The organism is Klebsiella sp. F11 (genome assembly GCF_056712265.1).
This window is the reverse complement of sequence record NZ_CM160060.1, coordinates 4,477,071-4,497,638: the sequence shown is the minus strand read 5'-3', so window position 1 is coordinate 4,497,638 and position 20,568 is coordinate 4,477,071. Positions and strand designations below refer to the sequence as shown.

General features: G+C 57.5%; 23 protein-coding genes and 1 pseudogene. 19 read left to right on the top strand and 5 right to left on the bottom strand.

Features of this window, described 5'->3' with window-relative positions:
- Positions 1–2: 2 nt before the first annotated feature.
- From nqrF to AC1M2H_RS22170, 4 genes are all read left to right on the top strand, one after another.
- Positions 3–1,226: an NADH:ubiquinone reductase (Na(+)-transporting) subunit F gene (gene nqrF / locus AC1M2H_RS22185; protein WP_480149077.1), complete on the top strand. Its 1,224-nt coding sequence runs from the start codon at positions 3–5 to the stop codon at positions 1,224–1,226.
- 2 nt (positions 1,227–1,228) lie between these two features.
- A complete protein-coding gene (gene nqrM / locus AC1M2H_RS22180) occupies positions 1,229–1,444 on the top strand; it encodes a (Na+)-NQR maturation NqrM (protein WP_480152014.1) in 216 nt (71 codons plus the stop codon).
- 128 nt (positions 1,445–1,572) lie between these two features.
- On the top strand, positions 1,573–2,628 hold the full coding sequence (gene dinB, locus AC1M2H_RS22175) for a DNA polymerase IV (RefSeq protein WP_480149076.1): 1,056 nt from the start codon (positions 1,573–1,575) through the stop codon (positions 2,626–2,628).
- A 5-nt stretch (positions 2,629–2,633) separates the two neighbouring features.
- Positions 2,634–3,077 carry a GNAT family N-acetyltransferase gene (locus AC1M2H_RS22170; protein ID WP_480152013.1) on the top strand — a complete coding sequence of 148 codons (444 nt, stop codon included), beginning with the start codon at positions 2,634–2,636 and terminating at the stop codon, positions 3,075–3,077.
- A 92-nt stretch (positions 3,078–3,169) separates the two neighbouring features.
- Here AC1M2H_RS22170 and pepD read toward each other — a convergent pair whose 3' ends face one another.
- On the bottom strand, positions 3,170–4,627 hold the full coding sequence (gene pepD / locus AC1M2H_RS22165; protein WP_480149075.1) for a cytosol nonspecific dipeptidase: 1,458 nt from the start codon (positions 4,625–4,627) through the stop codon (positions 3,170–3,172).
- A 257-nt stretch (positions 4,628–4,884) separates the two neighbouring features.
- On the opposite strand from pepD, the gene gpt reads away from it, so the two are divergent.
- From gpt to crl, 3 genes are all read left to right on the top strand, one after another.
- Entirely contained in the window at positions 4,885–5,343 is a 459-nt protein-coding gene (gene gpt / locus AC1M2H_RS22160; RefSeq protein ID WP_480149074.1) for a xanthine phosphoribosyltransferase, read from the top strand.
- 106 nt (positions 5,344–5,449) lie between these two features.
- Positions 5,450–6,694, top strand: a complete 1,245-nt coding sequence (gene frsA, locus AC1M2H_RS22155) for an esterase FrsA (protein ID WP_480149073.1) — start codon at positions 5,450–5,452, stop codon at positions 6,692–6,694.
- A 57-nt stretch (positions 6,695–6,751) separates the two neighbouring features.
- Complete coding sequence (gene crl, locus AC1M2H_RS22150; protein ID WP_426812979.1) at positions 6,752–7,150, top strand: sigma factor-binding protein Crl; 399 nt, start codon at positions 6,752–6,754, stop codon at positions 7,148–7,150.
- A 42-nt stretch (positions 7,151–7,192) separates the two neighbouring features.
- On the opposite strand, the gene gabD is transcribed toward crl, so the two are convergent.
- On the bottom strand, positions 7,193–8,641 hold the full coding sequence (gene gabD / locus AC1M2H_RS22145) for an NADP-dependent succinate-semialdehyde dehydrogenase (protein ID WP_480149072.1): 1,449 nt from the start codon (positions 8,639–8,641) through the stop codon (positions 7,193–7,195).
- Between the two features lie 462 nt (positions 8,642–9,103).
- On the opposite strand from gabD, the gene AC1M2H_RS22140 reads away from it, so the two are divergent.
- The 4 genes from AC1M2H_RS22140 (at position 9,104) to AC1M2H_RS22125 (ending at position 13,486) form a co-directional block, all read left to right on the top strand.
- Positions 9,104–10,138, top strand: a complete 1,035-nt coding sequence (locus AC1M2H_RS22140; protein WP_480149071.1) for a TRAP transporter substrate-binding protein — start codon at positions 9,104–9,106, stop codon at positions 10,136–10,138.
- Positions 10,139–10,213: 75 nt separating this feature from the next.
- On the top strand, positions 10,214–12,088 hold the full coding sequence (locus AC1M2H_RS22135) for a TRAP transporter large permease (protein ID WP_480149070.1): 1,875 nt from the start codon (positions 10,214–10,216) through the stop codon (positions 12,086–12,088).
- Between the two features lie 167 nt (positions 12,089–12,255).
- A complete protein-coding gene (locus AC1M2H_RS22130; protein ID WP_480149069.1) occupies positions 12,256–13,020 on the top strand; it encodes an SDR family NAD(P)-dependent oxidoreductase in 765 nt (254 codons plus the stop codon).
- A gap of 46 nt (positions 13,021–13,066) precedes the next feature.
- Positions 13,067–13,486 carry an RbsD/FucU family protein gene (locus AC1M2H_RS22125; protein WP_480149068.1) on the top strand — a complete coding sequence of 140 codons (420 nt, stop codon included), beginning with the start codon at positions 13,067–13,069 and terminating at the stop codon, positions 13,484–13,486.
- 43 nt (positions 13,487–13,529) lie between these two features.
- Here the strand turns inward: AC1M2H_RS22125 and AC1M2H_RS22120 are convergent, their stop codons facing one another.
- Together AC1M2H_RS22120 and AC1M2H_RS22115 are read right to left on the bottom strand one after the other, a co-directional pair.
- Positions 13,530–14,597, bottom strand: coding sequence for a LacI family DNA-binding transcriptional regulator (locus AC1M2H_RS22120; protein WP_480152304.1), 1,068 nt, complete (start codon positions 14,595–14,597; stop codon positions 13,530–13,532).
- A 150-nt stretch (positions 14,598–14,747) separates the two neighbouring features.
- Positions 14,748–15,485 (bottom strand): helix-turn-helix transcriptional regulator, encoded by a 738-nt coding sequence (locus AC1M2H_RS22115; RefSeq protein ID WP_480149066.1) that lies wholly within the window; start codon positions 15,483–15,485, stop codon positions 14,748–14,750.
- Positions 15,486–15,707: 222 nt separating this feature from the next.
- Between AC1M2H_RS22115 and AC1M2H_RS22110 the strand changes: the two genes are divergently transcribed.
- From AC1M2H_RS22110 to AC1M2H_RS22100, 3 genes are all read left to right on the top strand, one after another.
- Positions 15,708–15,989, top strand: coding sequence for a nuclear transport factor 2 family protein (locus tag AC1M2H_RS22110; protein WP_480149065.1), 282 nt, complete (start codon positions 15,708–15,710; stop codon positions 15,987–15,989).
- Positions 15,990–16,047: 58 nt separating this feature from the next.
- The gene (locus AC1M2H_RS22105) at positions 16,048–16,434 is read left to right on the top strand and encodes a VOC family protein (protein ID WP_480149064.1); all 387 of its coding nucleotides are present in this window, start codon (positions 16,048–16,050) and stop codon (positions 16,432–16,434) included.
- Positions 16,435–16,560: 126 nt separating this feature from the next.
- Complete coding sequence (locus AC1M2H_RS22100; RefSeq protein ID WP_480149063.1) at positions 16,561–16,893, top strand: DUF1294 domain-containing protein; 333 nt, start codon at positions 16,561–16,563, stop codon at positions 16,891–16,893.
- Between the two features lie 4 nt (positions 16,894–16,897).
- Here the strand turns inward: AC1M2H_RS22100 and AC1M2H_RS22095 are convergent, their stop codons facing one another.
- A complete protein-coding gene (locus AC1M2H_RS22095; protein ID WP_480149062.1) occupies positions 16,898–17,779 on the bottom strand; it encodes a LysR family transcriptional regulator in 882 nt (293 codons plus the stop codon).
- 94 nt (positions 17,780–17,873) lie between these two features.
- On the opposite strand from AC1M2H_RS22095, the gene nagA reads away from it, so the two are divergent.
- The 5 genes and pseudogenes from nagA (at position 17,874) to AC1M2H_RS22070 (ending at position 20,382) form a co-directional block, all read left to right on the top strand.
- On the top strand, positions 17,874–18,971 hold the full coding sequence (gene nagA, locus AC1M2H_RS22090; RefSeq protein WP_480149061.1) for an N-acetylglucosamine-6-phosphate deacetylase: 1,098 nt from the start codon (positions 17,874–17,876) through the stop codon (positions 18,969–18,971).
- A gap of 250 nt (positions 18,972–19,221) precedes the next feature.
- The gene (locus tag AC1M2H_RS22085; RefSeq protein ID WP_480149060.1) at positions 19,222–19,560 is read left to right on the top strand and encodes a helix-turn-helix domain-containing protein; all 339 of its coding nucleotides are present in this window, start codon (positions 19,222–19,224) and stop codon (positions 19,558–19,560) included.
- A 176-nt stretch (positions 19,561–19,736) separates the two neighbouring features.
- Positions 19,737–19,955 (top strand): DUF7661 family protein, encoded by a 219-nt coding sequence (locus tag AC1M2H_RS22080; RefSeq protein ID WP_480152012.1) that lies wholly within the window; start codon positions 19,737–19,739, stop codon positions 19,953–19,955.
- A 116-nt stretch (positions 19,956–20,071) separates the two neighbouring features.
- Positions 20,072–20,158, top strand: a pseudogene (locus AC1M2H_RS22075) (hypothetical protein); the annotation flags it as partial.
- A complete protein-coding gene (locus AC1M2H_RS22070; protein WP_480152011.1) occupies positions 20,149–20,382 on the top strand; it encodes a YhcH/YjgK/YiaL family protein in 234 nt (77 codons plus the stop codon). The pseudogene AC1M2H_RS22075 and the gene AC1M2H_RS22070, both read left to right, overlap by 10 nt.
- The last annotated feature ends 186 nt before the right edge of the window (positions 20,383–20,568 follow it).

The window sequence follows — 20,568 nt, the reverse complement described above, 5'->3', positions numbered from 1 at the left end:
GTATGGAAATTATTCTTGGCGTCATGATGTTCACCCTGATTGTGCTGGTGCTTTCGGGGCTGATTCTCGCCGCGCGTTCAAAGCTGGTCAACGCCGGTGAGGTGGTTATTGAGATCAATAACGAAGCGGATAAACAGATCCGCACATCGGCGGGCGATAAGCTGCTCAATACGCTGTCCAGCAACGGAATCTTTGTCTCCTCCGCCTGCGGCGGCGGCGGTTCCTGCGGCCAGTGTCGGGTGACGGTGAAAGAGGGCGGCGGCGATATCCTGTCGACCGAGCTTTCCCATATCACCAAACGTGAGGCGAAAGAGGGCTGCCGGCTGGCCTGTCAGGTGGCGGTGAAGCAAAACATGAAGATCGAGCTGCCGGAAGAGATCTTCGGGGTCAAAAAATGGCATTGCGAAGTGATCTCCAATGATAACAAAGCGACGTTTATCAAAGAGCTGAAGCTGCGCGTGCCGGACGGCGAAGTTGTACCGTTCCGCGCTGGGGGATATGTCCAGATCGAGTGCCCGTCGCACAAGGTGGCGTATGCTGACTTCGACGTGCCGGATGAGTACCGCGCCGACTGGGATAAGTTTAACCTGTTCCGCTATGTCTCCGAGGTAAAAGAGCCCACCCTGCGCGCCTACTCGATGGCTAACTACCCGGACGAAAAGGGCATGATTATGCTCAACGTGCGTATTGCCACACCGCCGCCGAAGGTGCCGGACGCGCCGCCGGGCATTATGTCTTCCTATATCTGGTCGCTGAAGGCCGGTGATGAGGTGACGATTTCCGGGCCGTTCGGCGAATTTTTTGCCAAAGATACCGACGCTGAAATGGTCTTTATCGGCGGTGGGGCCGGCATGGCGCCGATGCGTTCGCATATTTTCGATCAGCTCAAGCGGCTGTACAGCGGGCGTAAAATCAGCTTCTGGTACGGCGCGCGCTCGCTGCGCGAAATGTTCTACGACGATGAATTCGCACAGCTGGCGCGGGAAAATCCTAACTTTACCTTCCACGTGGCGCTGTCCGATCCGCTGCCGGAAGATAGCTGGAATGGTCATACCGGCTTCATCCACAACGTGCTCTATGAGAACTACCTGCGCGATCATCCGGCGCCGGAGGAGTGCGAGTTTTATATGTGCGGGCCGCCGGTGATGAACGCCGCGGTCATTAAAATGCTGAAAGATCTCGGCGTTGAGGATGAAAACATCTTGCTGGATGACTTTGGAGGCTGATGATGTGGACCCTGTTTCTCGCTACCTTTGTGATTTTCGCCCTGGTTATCCTCGGGATGTCGGTGGGGTATCTGGTGAAGCGCAAAAGCCTGCAGGGGAGCTGCGGCGGGATCGCCTCGCTGGGTCTGGAAAAGGTCTGCGACTGCCCGGAGCCGTGCGACGCGCGCAAAAAGCGTCTGGCGCGGGCAGCGCAGCGCCAGCGGGACCGGATCCTTTAATCACCTCTGGCTAATCCGCTAAACGCCCCGGCGCCGCCGGGGCTTCGCTTCCGCGCATTTTTCCCCCTTCTCTTCTCATTAGACAGAATTGTGCTGTATACTTGTCCAGTGGTCAGTGAGGGCTAGCTATGCGCAAAATCATCCATGTTGATATGGACTGCTTCTTTGCCGCGGTCGAAATGCGCGATAACCCGGCGTTGCGGGATATTCCCATCGCCATCGGCGGCAGCCGGGTCCAGCGGGGGGTCATCAGTACCGCCAACTATCCGGCGCGTAAGTTTGGCGTGCGTAGCGCCATGCCAACGGCGATGGCGCTGAAGCTTTGCCCGCATCTGACGCTGCTGCCGGGGCGCTTTGACGCCTACAAAGAGGCATCGGCCCATATCCGGGAAATTTTCTCGCGCTACACCTCGCTGATTGAACCCCTCTCGCTCGATGAGGCGTTTCTTGACGTGACCGACAGCGTCCACTGCCAGGGCTCGGCGACGCTGATGGCGGAGGAGATCCGCCAGACCATTCAGCGTGAGCTGCAGCTCACCGCCTCCGCCGGCATCGCTCCGGTGAAATTTCTCGCCAAAATCGCCTCCGATATGAATAAACCCAACGGCCAGTTTGTGATTGCGCCGCATCAGGTCGCAGAATTCGTCAGAACCCTGCCGCTGGCGAAAATACCCGGCGTGGGAAAAGTCTCCGCGGCAAAGCTGGAGAATATGGGGCTACGTACCTGCGAAGATGTGCAGAAAAGCGATCTGGCGATGCTGCTCAAGCGCTTTGGCAAATTCGGCCGCATCCTCTGGGAGAGGAGCCAGGGCATCGACGAGCGGGAAATCAACAATACGCGGCAGCGTAAATCGGTGGGCGTCGAGCGTACGCTGGCGGAGGATATTCACCGATGGGGCGACTGTGAGGCGATTATCGAGAACCTCTACCAGGAGCTGGAGCGGCGGCTGATTAAGGTTAAGCCGGATCTGCTGATTGCCCGCCAGGGGGTAAAGCTCAAGTTTAATGATTTTCAGCAAACCACCCAGGAGCACGTCTGGCCGCGGCTGAGTAAAGACGATTTGCTCGCCACGGCCTACAAAGCCTGGCATGAGCGGCGCGGCGGCCGCGGGGTGCGGCTGGTGGGGCTGCACGTTACGTTACTCGATCCCCAGCTGGAGCGGCAGCTGGTTCTGGGACTATAGCGATGCTGCAGATTAGAGACTACCGGGATGACGATTTTTCCGCGCTGTGCGCCATCTTCCTGCGTGCGGTTCGGCAGACCGCCAGCCGCGACTATTCGCCGCGGCAAATCGCCGCCTGGGCGCAGGTCGACGAGGACCGCTGGCGGCAAAAAATGCGCGACTCCCGGGTGCTGGTGGCGGAGATTGAGCGGCAGCCGGTCGGCTTTATTAGCGCCATCGGCGGCGATATCGATCTCCTGTTTGTCGCGCCCGAACGCGCCCGTCAGGGAGTTGCTGGGGCGCTGCTCGCCGAGCTGTTCAGGCAAATTCCGCGAGGGACGCTGCGGGTGGAGGCCAGCATCACGGCAAAAGCCTGCTTTATGCGTCATGGCTTCACGGTCATAGCAGAGCAGCAGGTAGTCGCGCGCGGGGAGACGTTTACTAATTATCGCATGGAGAAGGTGAGGTAGGTACTGGCTTTCGCCGGGGTTAGATTTGCGGGCGACGAGGCCGCCGCCCGCATCCGGGAGAACCCGGAGAGATCAAATCCGTAGCTGGCCGCTTATTTTGCCGGAATCGCTTTCAGCAGTTCAGTCAGCAGCGTCCAGTACTGGCCAACGCTTTCGATATGCACCTGCTCATCCGGAGAGTGCGGCCCGGTAATGGTCGGCCCAATAGAAACCATATCCATATCCGGGTACGGCTTCTTGAACAGCCCGCACTCCAGGCCGGCGTGAATAATCTGGATATTCGGCGTTTTATTAAACAGACGCTGATAGGTTTCGCGGACCAGATGCATCACCGGCGAGTTTGCATCCGGCTGCCAGCCCGGGTAGGCGCCCCTGGCTTCGGTTTTCGCTCCCGCCAGCTTGCCTAACGAGTCCAGCATGCTGACGACGTAGTCTTTGCCGCTGTCGATCAGGGAGCGGATCAGGCAGTGGATTTCGACGTTATCATCGGTCATGGTGACCACGCCGACGTTGAGGGAGGTTTCGACCACGCCCTTCGCCACGTCGGAGTTACGGATCACGCCGTTTGGCGTCGCGTTCAGCAGACGAACAAAGCCGTCACGGGATTGCGCCGTTAGCGCCGCTTTATCATTAGCGGCCGCATCCAGCAACAGCACCAGATTCTTCTCTTTTACCGCCAGCTCGTTTTTAAGGATCGCCTCGTAGGCGCTGACCTGCGCCTTCAGTGCATCGACTTTCTCTGCCGCGACGGCAACGGTGGCGAAGGCTTCACGCGGAATGGCGTTGCGCAGGGTGCCGCCGTTGAAATCGACCAGGCGCAGATCCAGCTCGACGGCGTGAGCGGCGAGGAAGCGGGCCAGCAGCTTGTTGGCATTCCCCAGGCCGACGTGAATTTCACCGCCGGAGTGGCCGCCTTTCAGCCCTTTTAGCGTCAGCTTAAAGCTGTGGAAACCGGCCGGGATCGCTTCGCGCGCCAGCGGCAGGTTGGAGGTGAAGTCGATACCGCCGGCGCAACCCATATAGATTTCGCCTTCTTCTTCCGAGTCGGTATTAATCAGGATATCGGCCTGCAGCCAGTTGGCCTGTAGGCCAAACGCGCCGTCCATACCGGCTTCTTCGGTCATGGTCAGCAGCACTTCCAGCGGACCGTGTTCGACAGAGTCATCGGCCAGCACCGCCAGAGCGGAAGCCATGCCGATGCCGTTATCCGCGCCCAGGGTGGTCCCGCGGGCCTTGACCCACGCACCGTCGATATACGGCTGAATCGGATCTTTAGTAAAGTCGTGAACGGTATCGTTGTTTTTCTGCGGCACCATATCGAGGTGCGCCTGCAGCACGACCGGTTTACGATTTTCCATCCCGGCGGTAGCGGCTTTACGAATCAGAATGTTGCCAACCTGGTCGCGTTCTGCATGTAAGCCTTTTTCTTTTGCCCAGCCCATGATGTGTTCAGCGAGTTGTTCTTCTTGATAGGAAGGGTGGGGAATGGAGCAGATTTTGGCAAAAATATCCCACAGCGGCTGTGGGGATAATTGAGACAGTTCAGACACGATGAGTCTCCTTACAATCGCCTGCAAAATTCTTTTGCAGGTCGAGGGTTAGCAATAGAATACACGACAAGCGGGAGCTTGCGCGGTGGGGTTGAGAATACCACTTTCCACGCTAACGGGTAGTGGAAACAACGCAAAAAGCGTCGCCAGGGCCGCTTAATACTGGTTTTTAGCGCTTCAGATCTCTATAATCTCGCGCAACCATTTTCCCCCTCGAACATCATTTAAGCCGTATAACACAGGCTGGGACACTTCACATGAGCGAAAAATACGTCGTCACCTGGGACATGTTGCAGATTCACGCCCGCAAGCTGGCAAGTCGCCTGATGCCTTCTGAACAATGGAAAGGCATTATTGCCGTTAGCCGCGGTGGTCTGGTGCCGGGCGCGCTGCTGGCGCGTGAGCTGGGTATTCGTCATGTTGATACCGTTTGTATCTCCAGCTATGACCACGATAACCAGCGTGAGCTGACCGTCCTTAAGCGTGCTGAAGGTGATGGTGAAGGGTTCATCGTGATTGATGACCTGGTTGATACCGGCGGCACCGCGGTCGCCATCCGCGAAATGTACCCAAAAGCACACTTCGTTACTATTTTCGCCAAGCCGGCCGGTCGTCCGCTGGTTGACGATTACGTAGTTGATATTCCTCAGGATACCTGGATTGAACAGCCGTGGGATATGGGCGTGGTCTTCGTACCGCCGATCTCAGGCCGTTAATTTTCAAGGCAAGTGCTATTTACCACGCCCGGTTTTGCCGGGCGTGGTTTTTTTTGCCTGTTAGCAGGTTACAATAGCCGTGGTGGCGACACGATGGAGACTGCACATGGCACAGGCTAACCTTAGCGAAACGCTGTTTAAACCTCGATTCAAACATCCAGAAACCTCTACGTTGGTGCGTCGGTTTGCCTCCGGCTCGCAGCAGCCGATCCACTCCGCGCTTGATGGCAGCAACGTCGATCGCTGGTATCGCCTGATCAATCGCCTGATGTGGATCCGCCGCGGCGTGACGCCGCAGGAGATCCTTGACGTGCAGGCGCGCATCGTCATGAGCGATGCGGAACGCACCAATCCGGAGCTGTACGACACCGTCGTGGGGTATCGCGGCGGCAACTGGATTTTCGAATGGTCTAAACAGGCCATGATTTGGCAGCAAATGGCGGGCCAGGAAATGGACCTCGAACTCAGCGGCCGCCGCTGGCTGCACGCGTCCAACCTCTACAGTATTGCCGCCTATCCGCATATTAAAGGCGATGAGCTTGCCGATCAGGCACAGGCGCTGGCCAACCGGGCCTATGAAGAGGCCGCGCAGCGCCTGCCCGGCGAGCTGCGCGAGATCGAATTCCCGGTTCCCGGCGGTCTGCCGGTGAGCGGTTTTTTACATCTGCCAAAAGGCGAAGGTCCGTTCCCGGTGGTCATGATGTGCGGCGGCCTGGACTCGCTGCAGACCGATTACTACAGCCTGTATGAAGACTATTTTGCCCCGCTGGGGATAGCGATGCTGACCCTCGATCTGCCTTCCATCGGCTTTTCATCGAAATGGAAGCTAACCCAGGACACCAGCCTGCTGCACCAGCATGCGCTGCGGCATCTGCAAAACGTTCCGTGGGTCGACCATACCCGGGTTGCGGCGTTCGGCTTCCGCTTTGGCGCCAATATTGCCGTTCGGCTCGGCTACCTGGAGTCGCAGCGTCTGAAGGCCATTGCCTGTCTGGGGCCGGTGGTGCATAACCTGCTGGTTGACCCGTTGCATCAGGGACGAGTCCCTGAAATGTATCTTGACGTGCTGGCGTCGCGCCTGGGGATGCACGATGCCTCTGACGAAGCGCTGCGCATTGAGCTGAACCGTTATTCGTTAAAAACGCAGGGACTGCTGGGACGCCGCTGCCCGACGCCGATGTTCTCAGGCTACTGGAAAAACGATCCTTTCAGCCCGGAAGAAGAGTCGCGTTTAATTGCCTCGTCATCTGCCGATGGCAAGCTGCTCGAGATCCCATCGAAGCCGATTTACCGCAATTTCGATCACGCATTGCGACAGATTAGCGGGTGGATCAATCATAGATTTAGTTAATTTATTGCTAAATTTTATTGATTTGGTAAAACAGTTGCATCACTAAAGGAGATCGCAATGACGTTACCGAGTGGACACCTGAAGAGTAAGCTGATTAAGAAATTCACGGCTCTTGGCCCCTATATCCGCGAAGAGCAGTGTGAAGATAACCGCTTCTTTTTCGATTGCCTGGCAGTTTGCGTCAACGTTAAACCGGCGCCGGAAAAACGAGAGTTTTGGGGATGGTGGATGGAGATGGAAGCGCAGGCGTCGCGCTTCACATACAGCTATCAGTTTGGTTTGTTCGATAAAGAAGGGGTGTGGCGGCCGGTGGCTATCGACGATCCCGAAGTTAGCGAGCGGCTTGAAAAAACGCTGCGTGATTTCCACACCAGGGCCAACGCGCTGCTGGCGACGTTCAGCCTGAAGCTTGAACCGGCTGATGACTTTAGCGAACCCGTCAGGCTGCGTGCCTGATATCTGCCCCATCCGTCCGGTTCCCCCTGCCGGCCGATGCGCCTATAGGCTAATACACATGTATTTAATTTCTAAGTAATCTTCGATGCCGTACTTCGAGCCTTCGCGCCCCAGGCCGGAGGCTTTTACCCCGCCAAACGGCGCCACTTCGTTGGAGATGAGCCCGGTATTGATGCCGACGATCCCGTACTCCAGCGCCTCGCCGACGCGGAAGACGCGGCTCAAATCGCGGGCATAGAAATAGGCCGCCAGGCCGAATTCGGTATCGTTGGCCTGATGGATAACGTCCGCCTCATCGGTGAAACGAAACAGGGGGGCCAGCGGACCGAAGGTCTCTTCCTTCGCGACTTTCGCATCGCCGGGAACATCGACCAGAATGGTCGGCTGGAAGAAGTTACCGCCGAGCTCGTGCACCTTGCCGCCGGTCGCGATCCGCGCGCCTTTGCCGACGGCGTCGGCGATGTGCTCTTGCACCTTGGCGACCGCTTTCTCATCGATCAGCGGCCCGGTCGTTACCCCTTCCTGCAGGCCGTCGCCGAGGCGCAGCTTCTCCACCGCCTGCTGAAGCTTTTCGGCAAAACGTTCATACACTCCGTCCTGGACGTACAGGCGGTTGGCGCAGACGCAGGTCTGCCCGGCGTTACGAAACTTGGAGGCCATCGCCCCTTCCACCGCCTTATCCAGATCGGCATCATCGAAGACGATAAACGGCGCGTTGCCGCCGAGCTCCAGCGAGACTTTTTTGATGTCCTGGGCGCACTGCGCCATCAGCTGACGGCCAATTTCCGTTGAACCGGTAAACGACAGTTTGCGCACCAGAGGATTGCCGGTGAGGGCGTTCCCGACCTCGCTGGCGGACCCGGTCACCACGTTGAACACCCCGGCAGGGATCCCGGCGCGCTTCGCCAGCTCGCCCAGCGCCAGCGCGGAAAAAGGCGTCTGGCTGGCCGGTTTTAGCACCATGGTACAGCCAGCGGCTAATGCCGGCCCGGCCTTGCGGGTGATCATCGCCGCCGGAAAATTCCACGGGGTGATGGCGGCGGTGACGCCGATCGGCTGTTTGATGACGATCAGCCGCTTATCGGCCTGATGGCCGGGAATGGTGTCGCCGTAGATGCGTTTGCCCTCTTCGGCGAACCACTCGATGAACGAGGCCGCATAGCCGATCTCTCCCTTCGCTTCGGCCAGCGGTTTACCCTGTTCGAGGGTCATCAGCCGCGCCAGGTCGTCCTGGTTCTCCATCATCAGATCGAACCAGCGGCGCAGAATCCCGGCGCGCTCTTTGGCGGTCAAGGCACGCCAGGCGGGAAGAGCGCGGCTGGCGGTTTCGATGGCCTCGTGGGTCTCATCGGCGCCCATTTTCGGCACCGAACCCAGCGGCTGGCCGTTGGCCGGATTGCTCACCGTAATGACATCGCCGCTGATGGCGTCTCGCCACTCGCCATTGATCAATGCCTGCTGGCGAAACAGGGTTAAATCAGTAAGTTGCATGGTCATTTCCTGTTTTATAACGTTTAACGAGTGAATGAAGTGCTCCAGCGTAGCGGAGAATGAAAAGTCGCGTTTGCGATAGCCTTCACGTTTACCGGCGCTTTTCGCGTCGGGGTTGAGACAGACCTGTGCTGGCTTTGCACTCCTCAGCCGTTAAGTGTAGACGCCGGACCGCCTGGCCGCGGCGGCTAAACAGTGACTAAACAGCAACGATTCCGTTCCGATGGCGTGACTCTTCGCGCTAATTTCGCGATATCAGCCACAAAATTAGCACATCGCCGGTCATCAACCCGGGAAGCAACTTGCTTTTATTCGGGGAGGTGGATACTTTCTGTAACGTTACACTAAAACGTTACAGAAAGCGTTAACCACCCGATTATGAGTGAAGTCCCTGGCGATTTAGCGAGGCCCAAAGGTGCTATAGACACCTCAACGGTACGTGAAAGGATCATGATGATGAAAATGAAACAGTTTTGTTCGACCAGACGTATTTTAGCGTGCGCCTGTTTAAGCACGGCCCTGCTGGCGGGGAGCGCGGTGAGCGCAGTGGCCCACGCGGCGCTTAATTTCCGCGTTTACTCCTCTCTGCCGGGGGACGACTCCTCCGCCCACTACATTTGGTACAGCCGTTTTCAGGAAAACCTCAACAACAACCCGAAGCTGAAGGGGCAGATCAAGCTGAACTATTTCGCCAACGGCATGCTGGGGAAAGAGGCTGACGCCACGCAGCAGGTGCGTATTGGCGCAATTAATATGATGATCTCCGGGACATCTATCTGGGCCACGCTGGTGCCGGAAATTGGCGTGCTGGATCTCGGCTACCTGTTTAAAGATTACGATCAGGTCGGTAAAACCCTCGACGGCAAGGCGGGGGAAAAGCTGTCTGCTTTAATGATGGAGAAGGCCAACGTGATGGTGCTGGGCTACGGCTATAACCTCGGCTCGCGCAACATTTACACCAAAAAGGCCATTGAAAAACCGGAAGATTTAAAGAATCTGAAAATTCGCGTTTTGCCGGTACCTAACTTTATCGCCACCCTGAACCATATGGGGGCGGTGGCCATTCCCATGCCGGGGGGAGAGGTCTATTCCAGCCTGCAGATGGGGGTGATTGACGGCGTAGAGCATGACGCCCCGACGATCTACTCGAGTAAATATTATGAAATTGTCAAAAACGGCACCCTGACCCGCCATAGCTACAACCCGCTGATGAGCGCCATGAATAAGAAAAGCTTCGAGCAGATCCCGGCGGAGCTGCGCGGCGAGGTGCTGGCCGCGGCAAAAGAGGCGACCGACTACGAACGCCAGCAGGCCGGTAAAAAAGAGCAGGAGGCCATTAAGAACCTCGAGGCGAAAGGCGTGACGTTCCGCGAAATCGATCGCCGCTACTTCTATCAGCAGGTGCAGCCAGTCTGGCAGGCGTTCCTTGGCCAGTATCCGGATATGAAACCTATCGTCGATGAGATTACCGCCGCGGCGCCGGACAAGCAGCAGTAGCGGGGGCCGCCGGCTTGCCCGCCCTTCAGAGGTGGGCCGGCGGTGATATCCATGACCTTACACAGAGAGTTCAAGATGGCTGATATCTCTATTAAAGCAAAGGATGAGTGCCTCGCGCTGGCGCTGCTCGGTAGGTTAAGCCGGTTTTTGACGACCCTGACCGCCTGGGCCGGGGCGCTGGCGCTGTTTATCAACGTGCTGGTGGTTTTCGCTTCGGTTATCTGGCGCTACGCGCTGCACTCCCCGATTCACTGGGCGGAAGAGGTGGCGCGAGCGCTGATGATTGCGCTGGTCTTTTTTGGCGTCGCAACATCGACGGCAAAAGGCGGGCATATTGGCGTCGATCTGTTCCTGCGCTTTCTGCCGCAGCACGTCCGGCCGTACGTGGTGCACGCCAGCCGCTGGGTCCTGTTTCTGGTTTCCGTTGGGCTGGTTGTCTCCAGCTATGACCTGTTGCAGGCCGCGCGGGTGCAGACCACTGAAACCGGCTTGCCGCAGATTATCTACGTTATTCCGGTGCTGATTGGCTCGCTGGTGATGATGGTCGCCGCGCTGGAGCTGGCCTTGCGCGAACGCGCCAGGGTCGTTCTGCTCAGCGGGCTGGGCATCGTGGCGCTGGCGGCCCTCGGCTACGCCAAACTCTCGCTGATGGCCGATCCGGCCAGCGCGGCGGCGGGGCTGATGCTTATCTGCTTCGCCCTCGGTATTCTCGCCGGCGTGCCGATCGCCTTCACCCTCGGCATGTCGGCGATGGTGTTCTTCATCTGCGATCCGTCGCTGCCGTTTGTCTTCTTCTCCCAGCAGGTGGCGGCCGGAGTCGACCACTTTGTCCTGCTGGCGATCCCCTTCTTCCTGCTCGCCGGCGCGGCGATGGAGATCAACGGCATGTCCACGCGCCTCGTTGAGCTTATCGTGCGGGGAATGGGGCGCTTTCGCGGCGGTTTAAACATGACCACCGTGCTGTCGATGGCTTTCTTCTCGGGTATTTCAGGCTCCAAGCTGGCGGACGTCGCCGCGGTTGGCGGCGTGCTGATGCCGGCGGTACGGCGGGCGAAGCAGGATGGCGAGGAGGCGGCCGGCGTTTTCGCCGCCTCGGCGGTGATGGCCGAAACCATTCCACCGTGCGTAAACCTGATCGTGATGGGCTTTGTGGCCAATATCTCGATCGGGGCGCTGTTTATTGCCGGGCTGGTGCCTGCGGCCTGCCTGCTGGTGCTGCTGCTGATCGCCGCCAACCGCTTTGGCGGCAAAATCAACGTCAGCGAGGCCTATCCCGTGCTGCGCCCGCGCGCCCAGCTCTATCTTGGCGCCGCCGTCGGGCTGGTGATGATCTTTATGATCGGCCGCGGCGTAATGATGGGGATCGCTACCTCGACCGAGATCTCCGCCTTCGCGGTGATCTACGCCATCGTGGTCGGGCGCCTGGCCTTCCGCGAGCTGACGTTTAAAGCCACGGTGAAGATGTTTATTGATATCGCCGCGATGTCCGGAGTGCTGCTGTTTATCGTCGCCTGCGCCACCAGCCTCTCCTATGCGCTGACCATCCAGATGATCCCGCAGCAAATTGCCGGGCTGCTGGTCGGTATTGGCGTTGAGCAGGGGGCGTGGCTATTTCTGCTGCTCACCATCGTTTTTTTAATTATTTTCGGCGCGGTGCTGGAAGGCGCGCCGGCCCTGATTATCTTTGCCCCGATTCTGGTGCCGATTGCCGTTCAGCTTGGATTTAATCCGCTACATTTCGGCATCATCATGATTATGGCAATGGGCTTCGGGCTATTTTCACCGCCCATCGGCCTGGGCCTCTATACCACCTGCGCCATTTGCGGCGTGGAGATGAAGTACGTGATCCGACCGATGGCGAAATACCTGACGGTGGTGCTGGTCGGCATCATTATCGTGGCGATGGTGCCGCCGCTCACCACCTGGCTGCCGGGTCTGGCGGGTTACTAAGCGTTACGTTAATCGCAGTACAAGGCGGCATGAGCGTCATGCCGCCGGAATCATTGCCCGGAAGCAGAAATTAACTATGCCAGGGGCAGGGACGTCCACGTCCAAAATTGGCCCTGGCGATAAATATTATCTCTGGTGGTATCGAGTCTGAATAACAGGAGTCTGAAATGGGATCGTTAACGGCAAAAAAAGTATTTATTACCGGTGCTGAGCAAGGTATTGGAAAAGAGACCGCCAGAAAGTTAATTGAGGCGGGATGCGATATTTATATTCACTATTTCAGCGGCGAAGAGGGCCCCAAAGAGCTGATGGCGATTGCCGAACAAAAAGGAGGCAAGGCGGCCTGCGGCCACGCTGATTTAACGGATGAAGCGGAAGCGGCCCGCTGCGTGGCGGCGGCGGCGGAGTTTTTAGGCGGTATCGATATTGTGATCAACAACGTCGGCGGCATCATCGGCCGCAAGTGGCTCGGTGAGATCGACGGCCAATTCTGGCGTACCGTGATTGACGTCAATATGACCACCATGCTCAACGTGACCCAGCAGGCGCTGCCGTGGCTGAAGTCCGCCCCGGAGGGCGCCAGCATCGTCAATCTGGCCTCGCTGGCCGGACGCTCCGGCGGCCACTCGGGATCGCTGGTTTACTCCACCACAAAGGGGGCGGTGCTGACGTGGACGCGATCGCTTGCCGCGGAGCTGGGGGAGTTTGGCATTCGGGTCAATGCGGTCGCTCCGGGCCTGATTCTGGGAACGCGTTTCCATAACCAGCACACCACCCAGGAATCTGCCGACCGCACGGTCCAGGAGATCCCTCTGGGACGGGCGGGCACGCCTGAGGATGTCTCAAGAGCCATCTGTTTCCTCGCCTCCGAGTACGATGGCTTTATTTCCGGGGCGACGATTGATATTAACGGCGGTATTTACCGCGCGTAAGGGAGAGGCGGGCGGTTAGCGCCGCCCGCATGAAGAGAGCCTATTGATGATTAAGTCCGATATTATCCATCCTGATTTACTCCAGGCGCTGGCGCTGTGCGGGCATAAGGCCAATATTCTTATTGCCGATGCTAATTATTCTATTTTGACCAACACCGCGGTACAGGCGCGGATTGTGTACCTGAACTTTTCTCCCGGCTTAATCGACAGCGTGACGATCCTGCAGAAAATTCTCGGCTACCTGAATGTTGAAAAAGCGACGCTGATGGCCAGCCCGCCTGAGTTCGATAATACTATCGAGCGCGAATATCGCCGCGTTTTGCCCGCGGCGATCGAGCTTGAGTATATTGAGCGCAACGCCTTTTACGCGCAGGCAAAATCGTCGGATACGCTGTTGGCCATCGCTTCTGGTGAAACCCGACGTTTTGCCAATATTCTGCTTACCGTCGGGCCGACGCTGGTATAAAAACGGGCTCTTCTCTTTATTCTTCCCAACGAACGCGTCTGCTTCAGGAAGCGGGCGCCTCGCGCACCGATTGCCGGCAGACCAGCGCGGGAGGGAATAAAAACTCCGCGGGGGCAAGCGCCGGATTTTCTATCCGCTCAATTAACCGCTCGACCATCACCTCGGCCATCTCCGCCAGCGGCGGCATGATGGAGGTCAGCCCGGGATAGACCAGCCCGGAGAGCGGGATATTATCGATGCCTATAATCGAAATTTCCCCCGGCACGCTGATGCCGGCCTCGTGCAGGCCGGCCATCAGCCCAATGCCCAGCGCGTCGTTAATGGCCACAACCCCGTCGGGGCGCTGCGGCTGCTGGCAGATCTTTTTCGCCAGCGAGCGGCCGAGTTCGGTCATTTCGGTGTCGCCGTAGGCCGCCATCGTTTGCTCTTCGACGATCATCCCGTCGTAAAAAAGGCCGTGGCGGCGCGCCGCGCTAAGAAAACCTTCAATTTTGTGCGCCCGGCTGGAGGTCATGCCGGCGACGGTGGTGAAGATCAGGCGCCGGCACCCGCGGGCAATAAGATGCTCCGCGGCCATACGGCCCGCCGCGAAGTTGTCCATCGAGACGCTGTCGAGCGCCAGGCCGCCGGATTCGGCGCCGGTGGGCATGCGGCTGTCATAGTTGACCATCATCATGCCCTGCGCGCCGGCCTGGGCAAAATGCGGTTTTTCAATGTCGCAGGCGGCCACGATAATCCCGCGCACGCCGTGGGCAAACATATCGGCAATAAAGGCTTCTTCTTCTTCAATCTGCCGATAGGTGTTGCCAATCAGCACCCGATAGAAGCGCTTTTTCGCGGCCAGATCGACCTCGCGCACCAGCGAGGCAAAGCTGGGGTTGACGATCGAGGGCACCAGCAGGCCAATCATTTTCGCCTGTCCCGTTTTGAGCTGCTGGGCGACCCGGTTCGGCAGGTAATTCAGCGCCTGCATGCTGTGCTGGATACGCGCCAGGGTTTCAACGCGCATTTGGTCGGTGCGCCCGTTAAGCACGTTGGATACGGTACTCACCGACACGCCGGCGTGCTTTGCGACATCGCGAATGTTTGCCATACATCTCCTTTGCAGCAATTTGTGAATGGCAGAGTCTTTGTCGCATTCAGCATCGCTTTTTTGATGGGATTCATAAACTACAACGGTTTAGTGTAACGTTACAGCTGGCGCTGTCAATGACGTAAAGCGCCAGTGGGACTCGCCGCGGGCGTTCGCGATCGTCACGGGCTATTTAGCGCTACTGAGCCGTAGCTGACCGGGGGTTTTGCCAAACCGCTGGCGAAATACCTCGATAAAGGCGCTGACGTTGGCGTAGCCGCTGCGTGCGGCGACCTCGACAACCGGCTCGCCTGCCAGCACCCACTGGAGCGATGTCACTACCCTGGCCTGCTGGCGCCACTGGCAAAAGCTCAGGCCGGTTTGGTCGCGGAACAGGCGGCTGAGAGAGCGAACGCTGATACCCCAGCGCTGGGCCAGCTGCGCCTGGGTCAGCGGGCTATCCGGATGGGCGAGCAGCTGGTCGGCAACGTTGCGCGCGCGGCGATCGGTCGGCAGCAGCAGCTGCAGCGGAAGTTCGACCGCATTCGCCATTTCAGCCACAAGCAGCGACAGCATATTTGACGCGTAATCGGCGGGAAAGCCCGGACGGGGGCCGGCGCACAGGCGATCCAACAGGGCCTGAATAAAGCTGTCGGAGCCAAAGATCCCGGGCGCTGGCGGCAGCCTCGCGCAGGTCGCCAGGTGCAGATAGAGGCTGCTCCCGCCGAGCTGGCCCGGCACCTGGGCGCGGTGGCGAATGCCGGCGGGAAACCATCCCACCGAGCCCGGCGTCACCGTCCACTGCGCCTGTTCGGTCTCGACGATCATGATGCCGGTTTTAAGCCAGTAGATCTGGCCCTCGTCATGCTCATGCCACTCCGTGACGTGGCCCCGCGGGTAATCAAAGGTTTCGGTGCGCATCATCATGGCTGATTAACCGTATATAATGTCCAGATACGGCTATCGTACCACGGCCGCGATCTTCTAACCTTAATTCAGCCCGGCGCCGCGCGCCGCATCGATGAATTAAGGAATAAAATGCACAAAGAAAGTCAGATCGTTATTGATGCCCTGCGGGAAATCATTACCCATCCGCAGCACGATGAGGAGAAGATTGCCCGCTATTTCTCGCCTGACTATTAGCAGCAGGTGGACGGAAAGTGCCTCGACTATCGCGGATTCGTCGGGCATATGGCGTTACTTAAGTCGCTGACGGCAAAAATGAGCCTGACGGTTTTGGCCATTGCCGGCGATGGCAATACGGTGTTCACCCATCACCATGTCAAAGTCGATAAAAAGAGCGGCCAGCAGAGCGAAGTCGCGGTGATGGCGCGTTTTACCCTGGCATCCGGGCGTATCGTGCGCTGCGATGAGCTGACCCACCTTCTCGTTGGGGAGCAGGAGGATCGCGATTTAGGCAGCCGCGGCTAGCGCGTCTCCGTCGTTGAGACATGACAGGATTACTTTTTGAATTAAGGGATTATTTATCATGAAGTCAGACATTGACTACGTATTTCATCACTTTGGCATCCCTCTGCAGGACGGTAAGCAGGAGGGCGCATTCAGCGAAAAGGCGGGGATGTACACCAGCGACAACCCGGGAAAGTTCCGCGTCCAGTGGCACCGGTTTACGCCGGACTCGCCGCTGCATATTCTGCTTAAAACGGTCCCGCACGTGGCGTTTAAGGTCAATGATCTGGCTGCCGCCATACGCGGAGAGGAGGTGATTCTCGGGCCGTATGAGCCCGTCGACGACTATTTTGTGGCGGTTATTAACGATAACGGCGTGCCGATAGAGCTTATTCAAACCACGTTGTCGGACGATGAGCTGTGGAGCAGGGCGCGTGCGGGTAAAGGAAGCCTGTATCGTCAGTAAAAATCGCCATCCTGGCCATTAACCGCAGATCGAAAGTCGCGCGTCGAATATTGCGCCTTACCGCTTCTGAGCAGGAAGAGGTATAGTGGCCCTCCTGTTTCGGCTTATCAACGTTACCTCGGATCAATGAACCTCAATCGCTTTTGCTATCTTCTTCTCGGCTTAGCGGCCTTGGGCTGCTTATTTCTTCCCCACGCTTTGGCGATGTGGTTCTTACTGGTTAACGCGCTGACGCTGGCGATTTACGGCGTCGATAAAATGGCGGCCCGCAGGGCCTGGCGTAGGGTTCCCGAGCTGACGCTGCTCATCTTTGGGCTGGTGGGCGGATGGCCGGGGGCGATGCTCGGCCAGCAGCTCTTTCGCCATAAGACGCAAAAGCAGCCCTTCAGGCGCTATTTCTTTGTCAGCGTGCTGCTGAATGTCGCGGCGCTGGTGGCGCTATATCGGTTCTATCCTTGACCTATCAACTGGGTTTAGATGCCCGGATCGTACCGGCTTGGGTTTTTATTTGCGCTATAAAATTCATTAACGCCTGCCGATGCGGCTGGGGGCGCCACATAATACCGAGATCCCAGTTGGCGTCATCCACGGGGGCGCTTTGAAGTTCAGGCATAATAGCTAACAGAGATGACATGCTTTGCGGAATGATGGTGACCGCATTGCCGGTTGCCGCCCATGCGATTGCCGAATGGAACTCGTTCACCGTCTGGATCAGCTGCGGTATCTGCTTTTGTCCGGCAAAATAGCTCTGCACCTGCAGCCAGAAATCCGGAGCGCAGGCCTGGCTCATCAGTACCAGCGGCGCCGCGTGAAGTGAGGATGGCTGCGACGTCAGCTCAGATGAAAAAACGAATAGCAGGCCATCCTGCTGCAGCGCGAGATGGGAAAGGCCTTCGCAGGGTCTTAGCCGCATAAAGCCAATATCCAGCGTCCCCTCGTTCAGGGCAGTGAACTGATCCAGACTCGACATATCCCGCAGCTCCAGGCTTACGGCGGGGAAACGTTGGCGAAAGCTGGCGGCGAAACGGGCTACCTCTTTTATTGCCCAGAAACCAAAACCTATCCGCAGCTGGTCGTTGATCCCCTGGCGATAAAGCCGGGCAGCGGATTCAAGCTTCTGCGCATGGAGCATCGTTTCACGCGCCTGGGACAGCATCCTTGCGCCAAAAAGCGTCAGCTCGCTGCCGTGGCGCCCGCGGGTAAACAGGCTACCGCCAAGGCTCTCTTCCAGCCGCTGGATTTGCCTCGTCAGGGTGGGCTGGCTGACCGCAAGCACCTCAGCGCTGCGGCTAATCGATCCCAATTCGGCAATGGTTACAAATGCTTTCAGTAGATGAGTTTCCATGCGTATACCGTATATATCACGTCATTAAATGCATTATACCTATGCTTTTTATCCTTTCTAAACTGATGAAATACCCAATCAAGAGGCGAGTCTTATGTGGAATATCATCACCCCTGGCGGCAGGTTAACCGGCACTCTGGAAGTCGATTCGCAGGGCAGGATAAGCGCGATAAAGCAGGAGCAGGGAGAGCCTGAAGGCTGGCTTCTGCCGGGATTTATTGATTTGCATGTTCACGGCGGCGGCGGGAAGGACCTGATGGAGGGAGGCGATGCGCTTCGAACGCTGGCGCGGGCGCATGCCCGCTGTGGGACGACCAGCCTGCTGGCGACGACCGTAACGGCGAAACCTGAATCGCTGACTTCTGTACTGAATGATGTCCGGGAATTTATGGCGCGACCGCGCAGCGCCGATACCGGCCGGGTGCTCGGCGTGCACCTTGAAGGGCCGTTTGTAAACCCGGAAAAACTTGGCGCCCAGCCGCCCGAGTCGCGGCCGGCGAGCCGGCAGGAAATTGACTATCTGCTGGCGCTGGCCGATATCCGTTTGATAACGCTGGCGACAGAATTTGCCGAAAACCTGGAAATGATACCTTATCTCACAGAAAGGGGCGTTCGCGTTCAGCAGGGGCATACGCTGGCGACCTATGAGCAGAGCCTCCATGCTCTGCGCCAGGGAGCAACGGGATTTGCGCATCTGTTTAATGCCATGAGCGGAATACATCATCGTGAACCCGGCGTGCTGGCCGCCGCGCTGGCGCATGCTGAATTTGCGGAAATTATCCCCGATTTTGAACACGTGCATCCCGGCGCGCTGCTGGCTGCCCGGCGGGCGATTCCAAAACTTTACGCCGTTACTGACGTCTGTTCTGCAATGGGAATGCCGGATGGAGAATACCGGCTGGGAGCGCACACGATTTATAAATATCCCTGCATGTCAGCGGCCCGTCTTAAGGATGGCAATCTGGCGGCGAGTACGTTCGGTATGGATCGGGCGCTGCGTAATTTCCTCCAGCTGGGGATGACGCCGGAGGAAGCGTCCGCCCGCGTTTCTCTTTACCCTGCTGAATTCCTCGGGTTGAGCGACCGCGGACGTATAGAGCCGGGCGCCTGGGCCGATTACGTTATCCTCGACCATGAATTCAGGCTTTGTAAGGTGGTTATCGAAGGGGTTCCGGTTCCCTCTACCCCCTAAAGCAGGGGCGCCCCTTTTGCATAACACCGGCAATCAATTTAATAAACCTGACGGTTTTGTCATATCGCGGTCAGCCTGATGACAGCTAAGCACGGTATATTTATTGGCACAGCGGGAGGAGATTTCTTATGGCGACATTTTTATGGGGTTTATTTCAGCGAATGCCGCCGCTGCGGCGCAGAAATCTTTGAACACATCATCAGGATCCTGAGCGGAGAGGCCATAAGCCTTTCATAAGGGGCGTCAATTTATGGGCAGAACAGAAGGCATCATCGATGAGATAGCGCAGTGGATTGATTCAAATCTACATAACCCGCTGAGGATTGAAGATGTGGCCGCCAGGGCCGGCTACTCTAAATGGCACCTTCAGCGGATATTCTTTCAGGTTAAACGCATCAGCCTTGGTAAGTATATTCGCGATCGGCGGCTGTCCCTCGCGGCTAAAGATCTCGTCGAAACTAGCGACCCCATAATGGCAATTGCTTTTAAGTATGGGTTCGATTCTCAACAGACGTTTACAAGAGTCTTTGCGAATAACTACAGATTGCCGCCGCTCAGGTATCGAAAGATGAATGGCGCAATGAATTAGTTTTTATCCCCTGAGCTTCCCTACATCCCAGGCCCGCTAGCGCCGGGCGGCTGCGGCCGTTTCTATAAAAGCCGGCTACGGGCGTTCAGAACGCGACACCGGACGGCTTCGTTTTTAATCGTGATTCAGCTAAGGTAAGGACAGAAGTGTTCAAACGGAACTAAAAGAAGAGAATGATGCTGATTTACGACGTATTTTGGCGGCATATCGGGGTTCAGCGCGAAGGCGAGCGTTGGCTGATATTTCGTGCCGACCTGACGGAGCGAAAATTTTCCCGGCTCTATGACGTTATTATTCCCGACGATCTGACCGAAACCGAGATTCCCGGCTGGCTGGATGATATTTTTCATGAAGCGGCGACGGAAAAGCATCCCGAGGTGAGGCGGATTGAGTAATAAAGGCGGCTGCGCCACAGCAATCTTGCCATATCAGGAACGCACAAAAACGTATGATTAGCGTTAAGCAAAAGCAATCACCGTAGCTAATTTGAGATCAGCGGAGGGGGCAGGAGGCGGATATCTTCGATTACATTGAAGTGTTCTACAACCGGGCCCGGCGTCACAGTCACCTCGGCGGCGTCAGTCCACTATTTATGTAAAAACCCAACCCGTCGATCTTGAAATTCACGAGCCCTATGATGCCGTCAGGGATATTATTTTTTATAAGCCGGTTGCCGATGAAACCCGAATCAGGATGCTGCTCGGTACCTTTGCGGTGCTGTTTACTCAGGACCTGCATCGTCCTAACTGTGCAACAACGGTGCCCGAGGCAATTCGTAAGATCGTGATAAAAATTCCCTTAACCGATCTCATGAAACCCTGAGCGAATATCGCTGGTTGCATAATGAAAGTTGGCTGCAGGGAATATTACGCTCACGGTGCGGCCTTGCCGACCGCCCGGCTATGGCTGCATCTGTCGGCAGGGGGCTCGCCCGACTGCCCGCTTGCTCTCTGCCGGATGAAAACGGGCAGAACCGTGCGCGCCGTATTGCCGTTAAGTGGCGGTTTT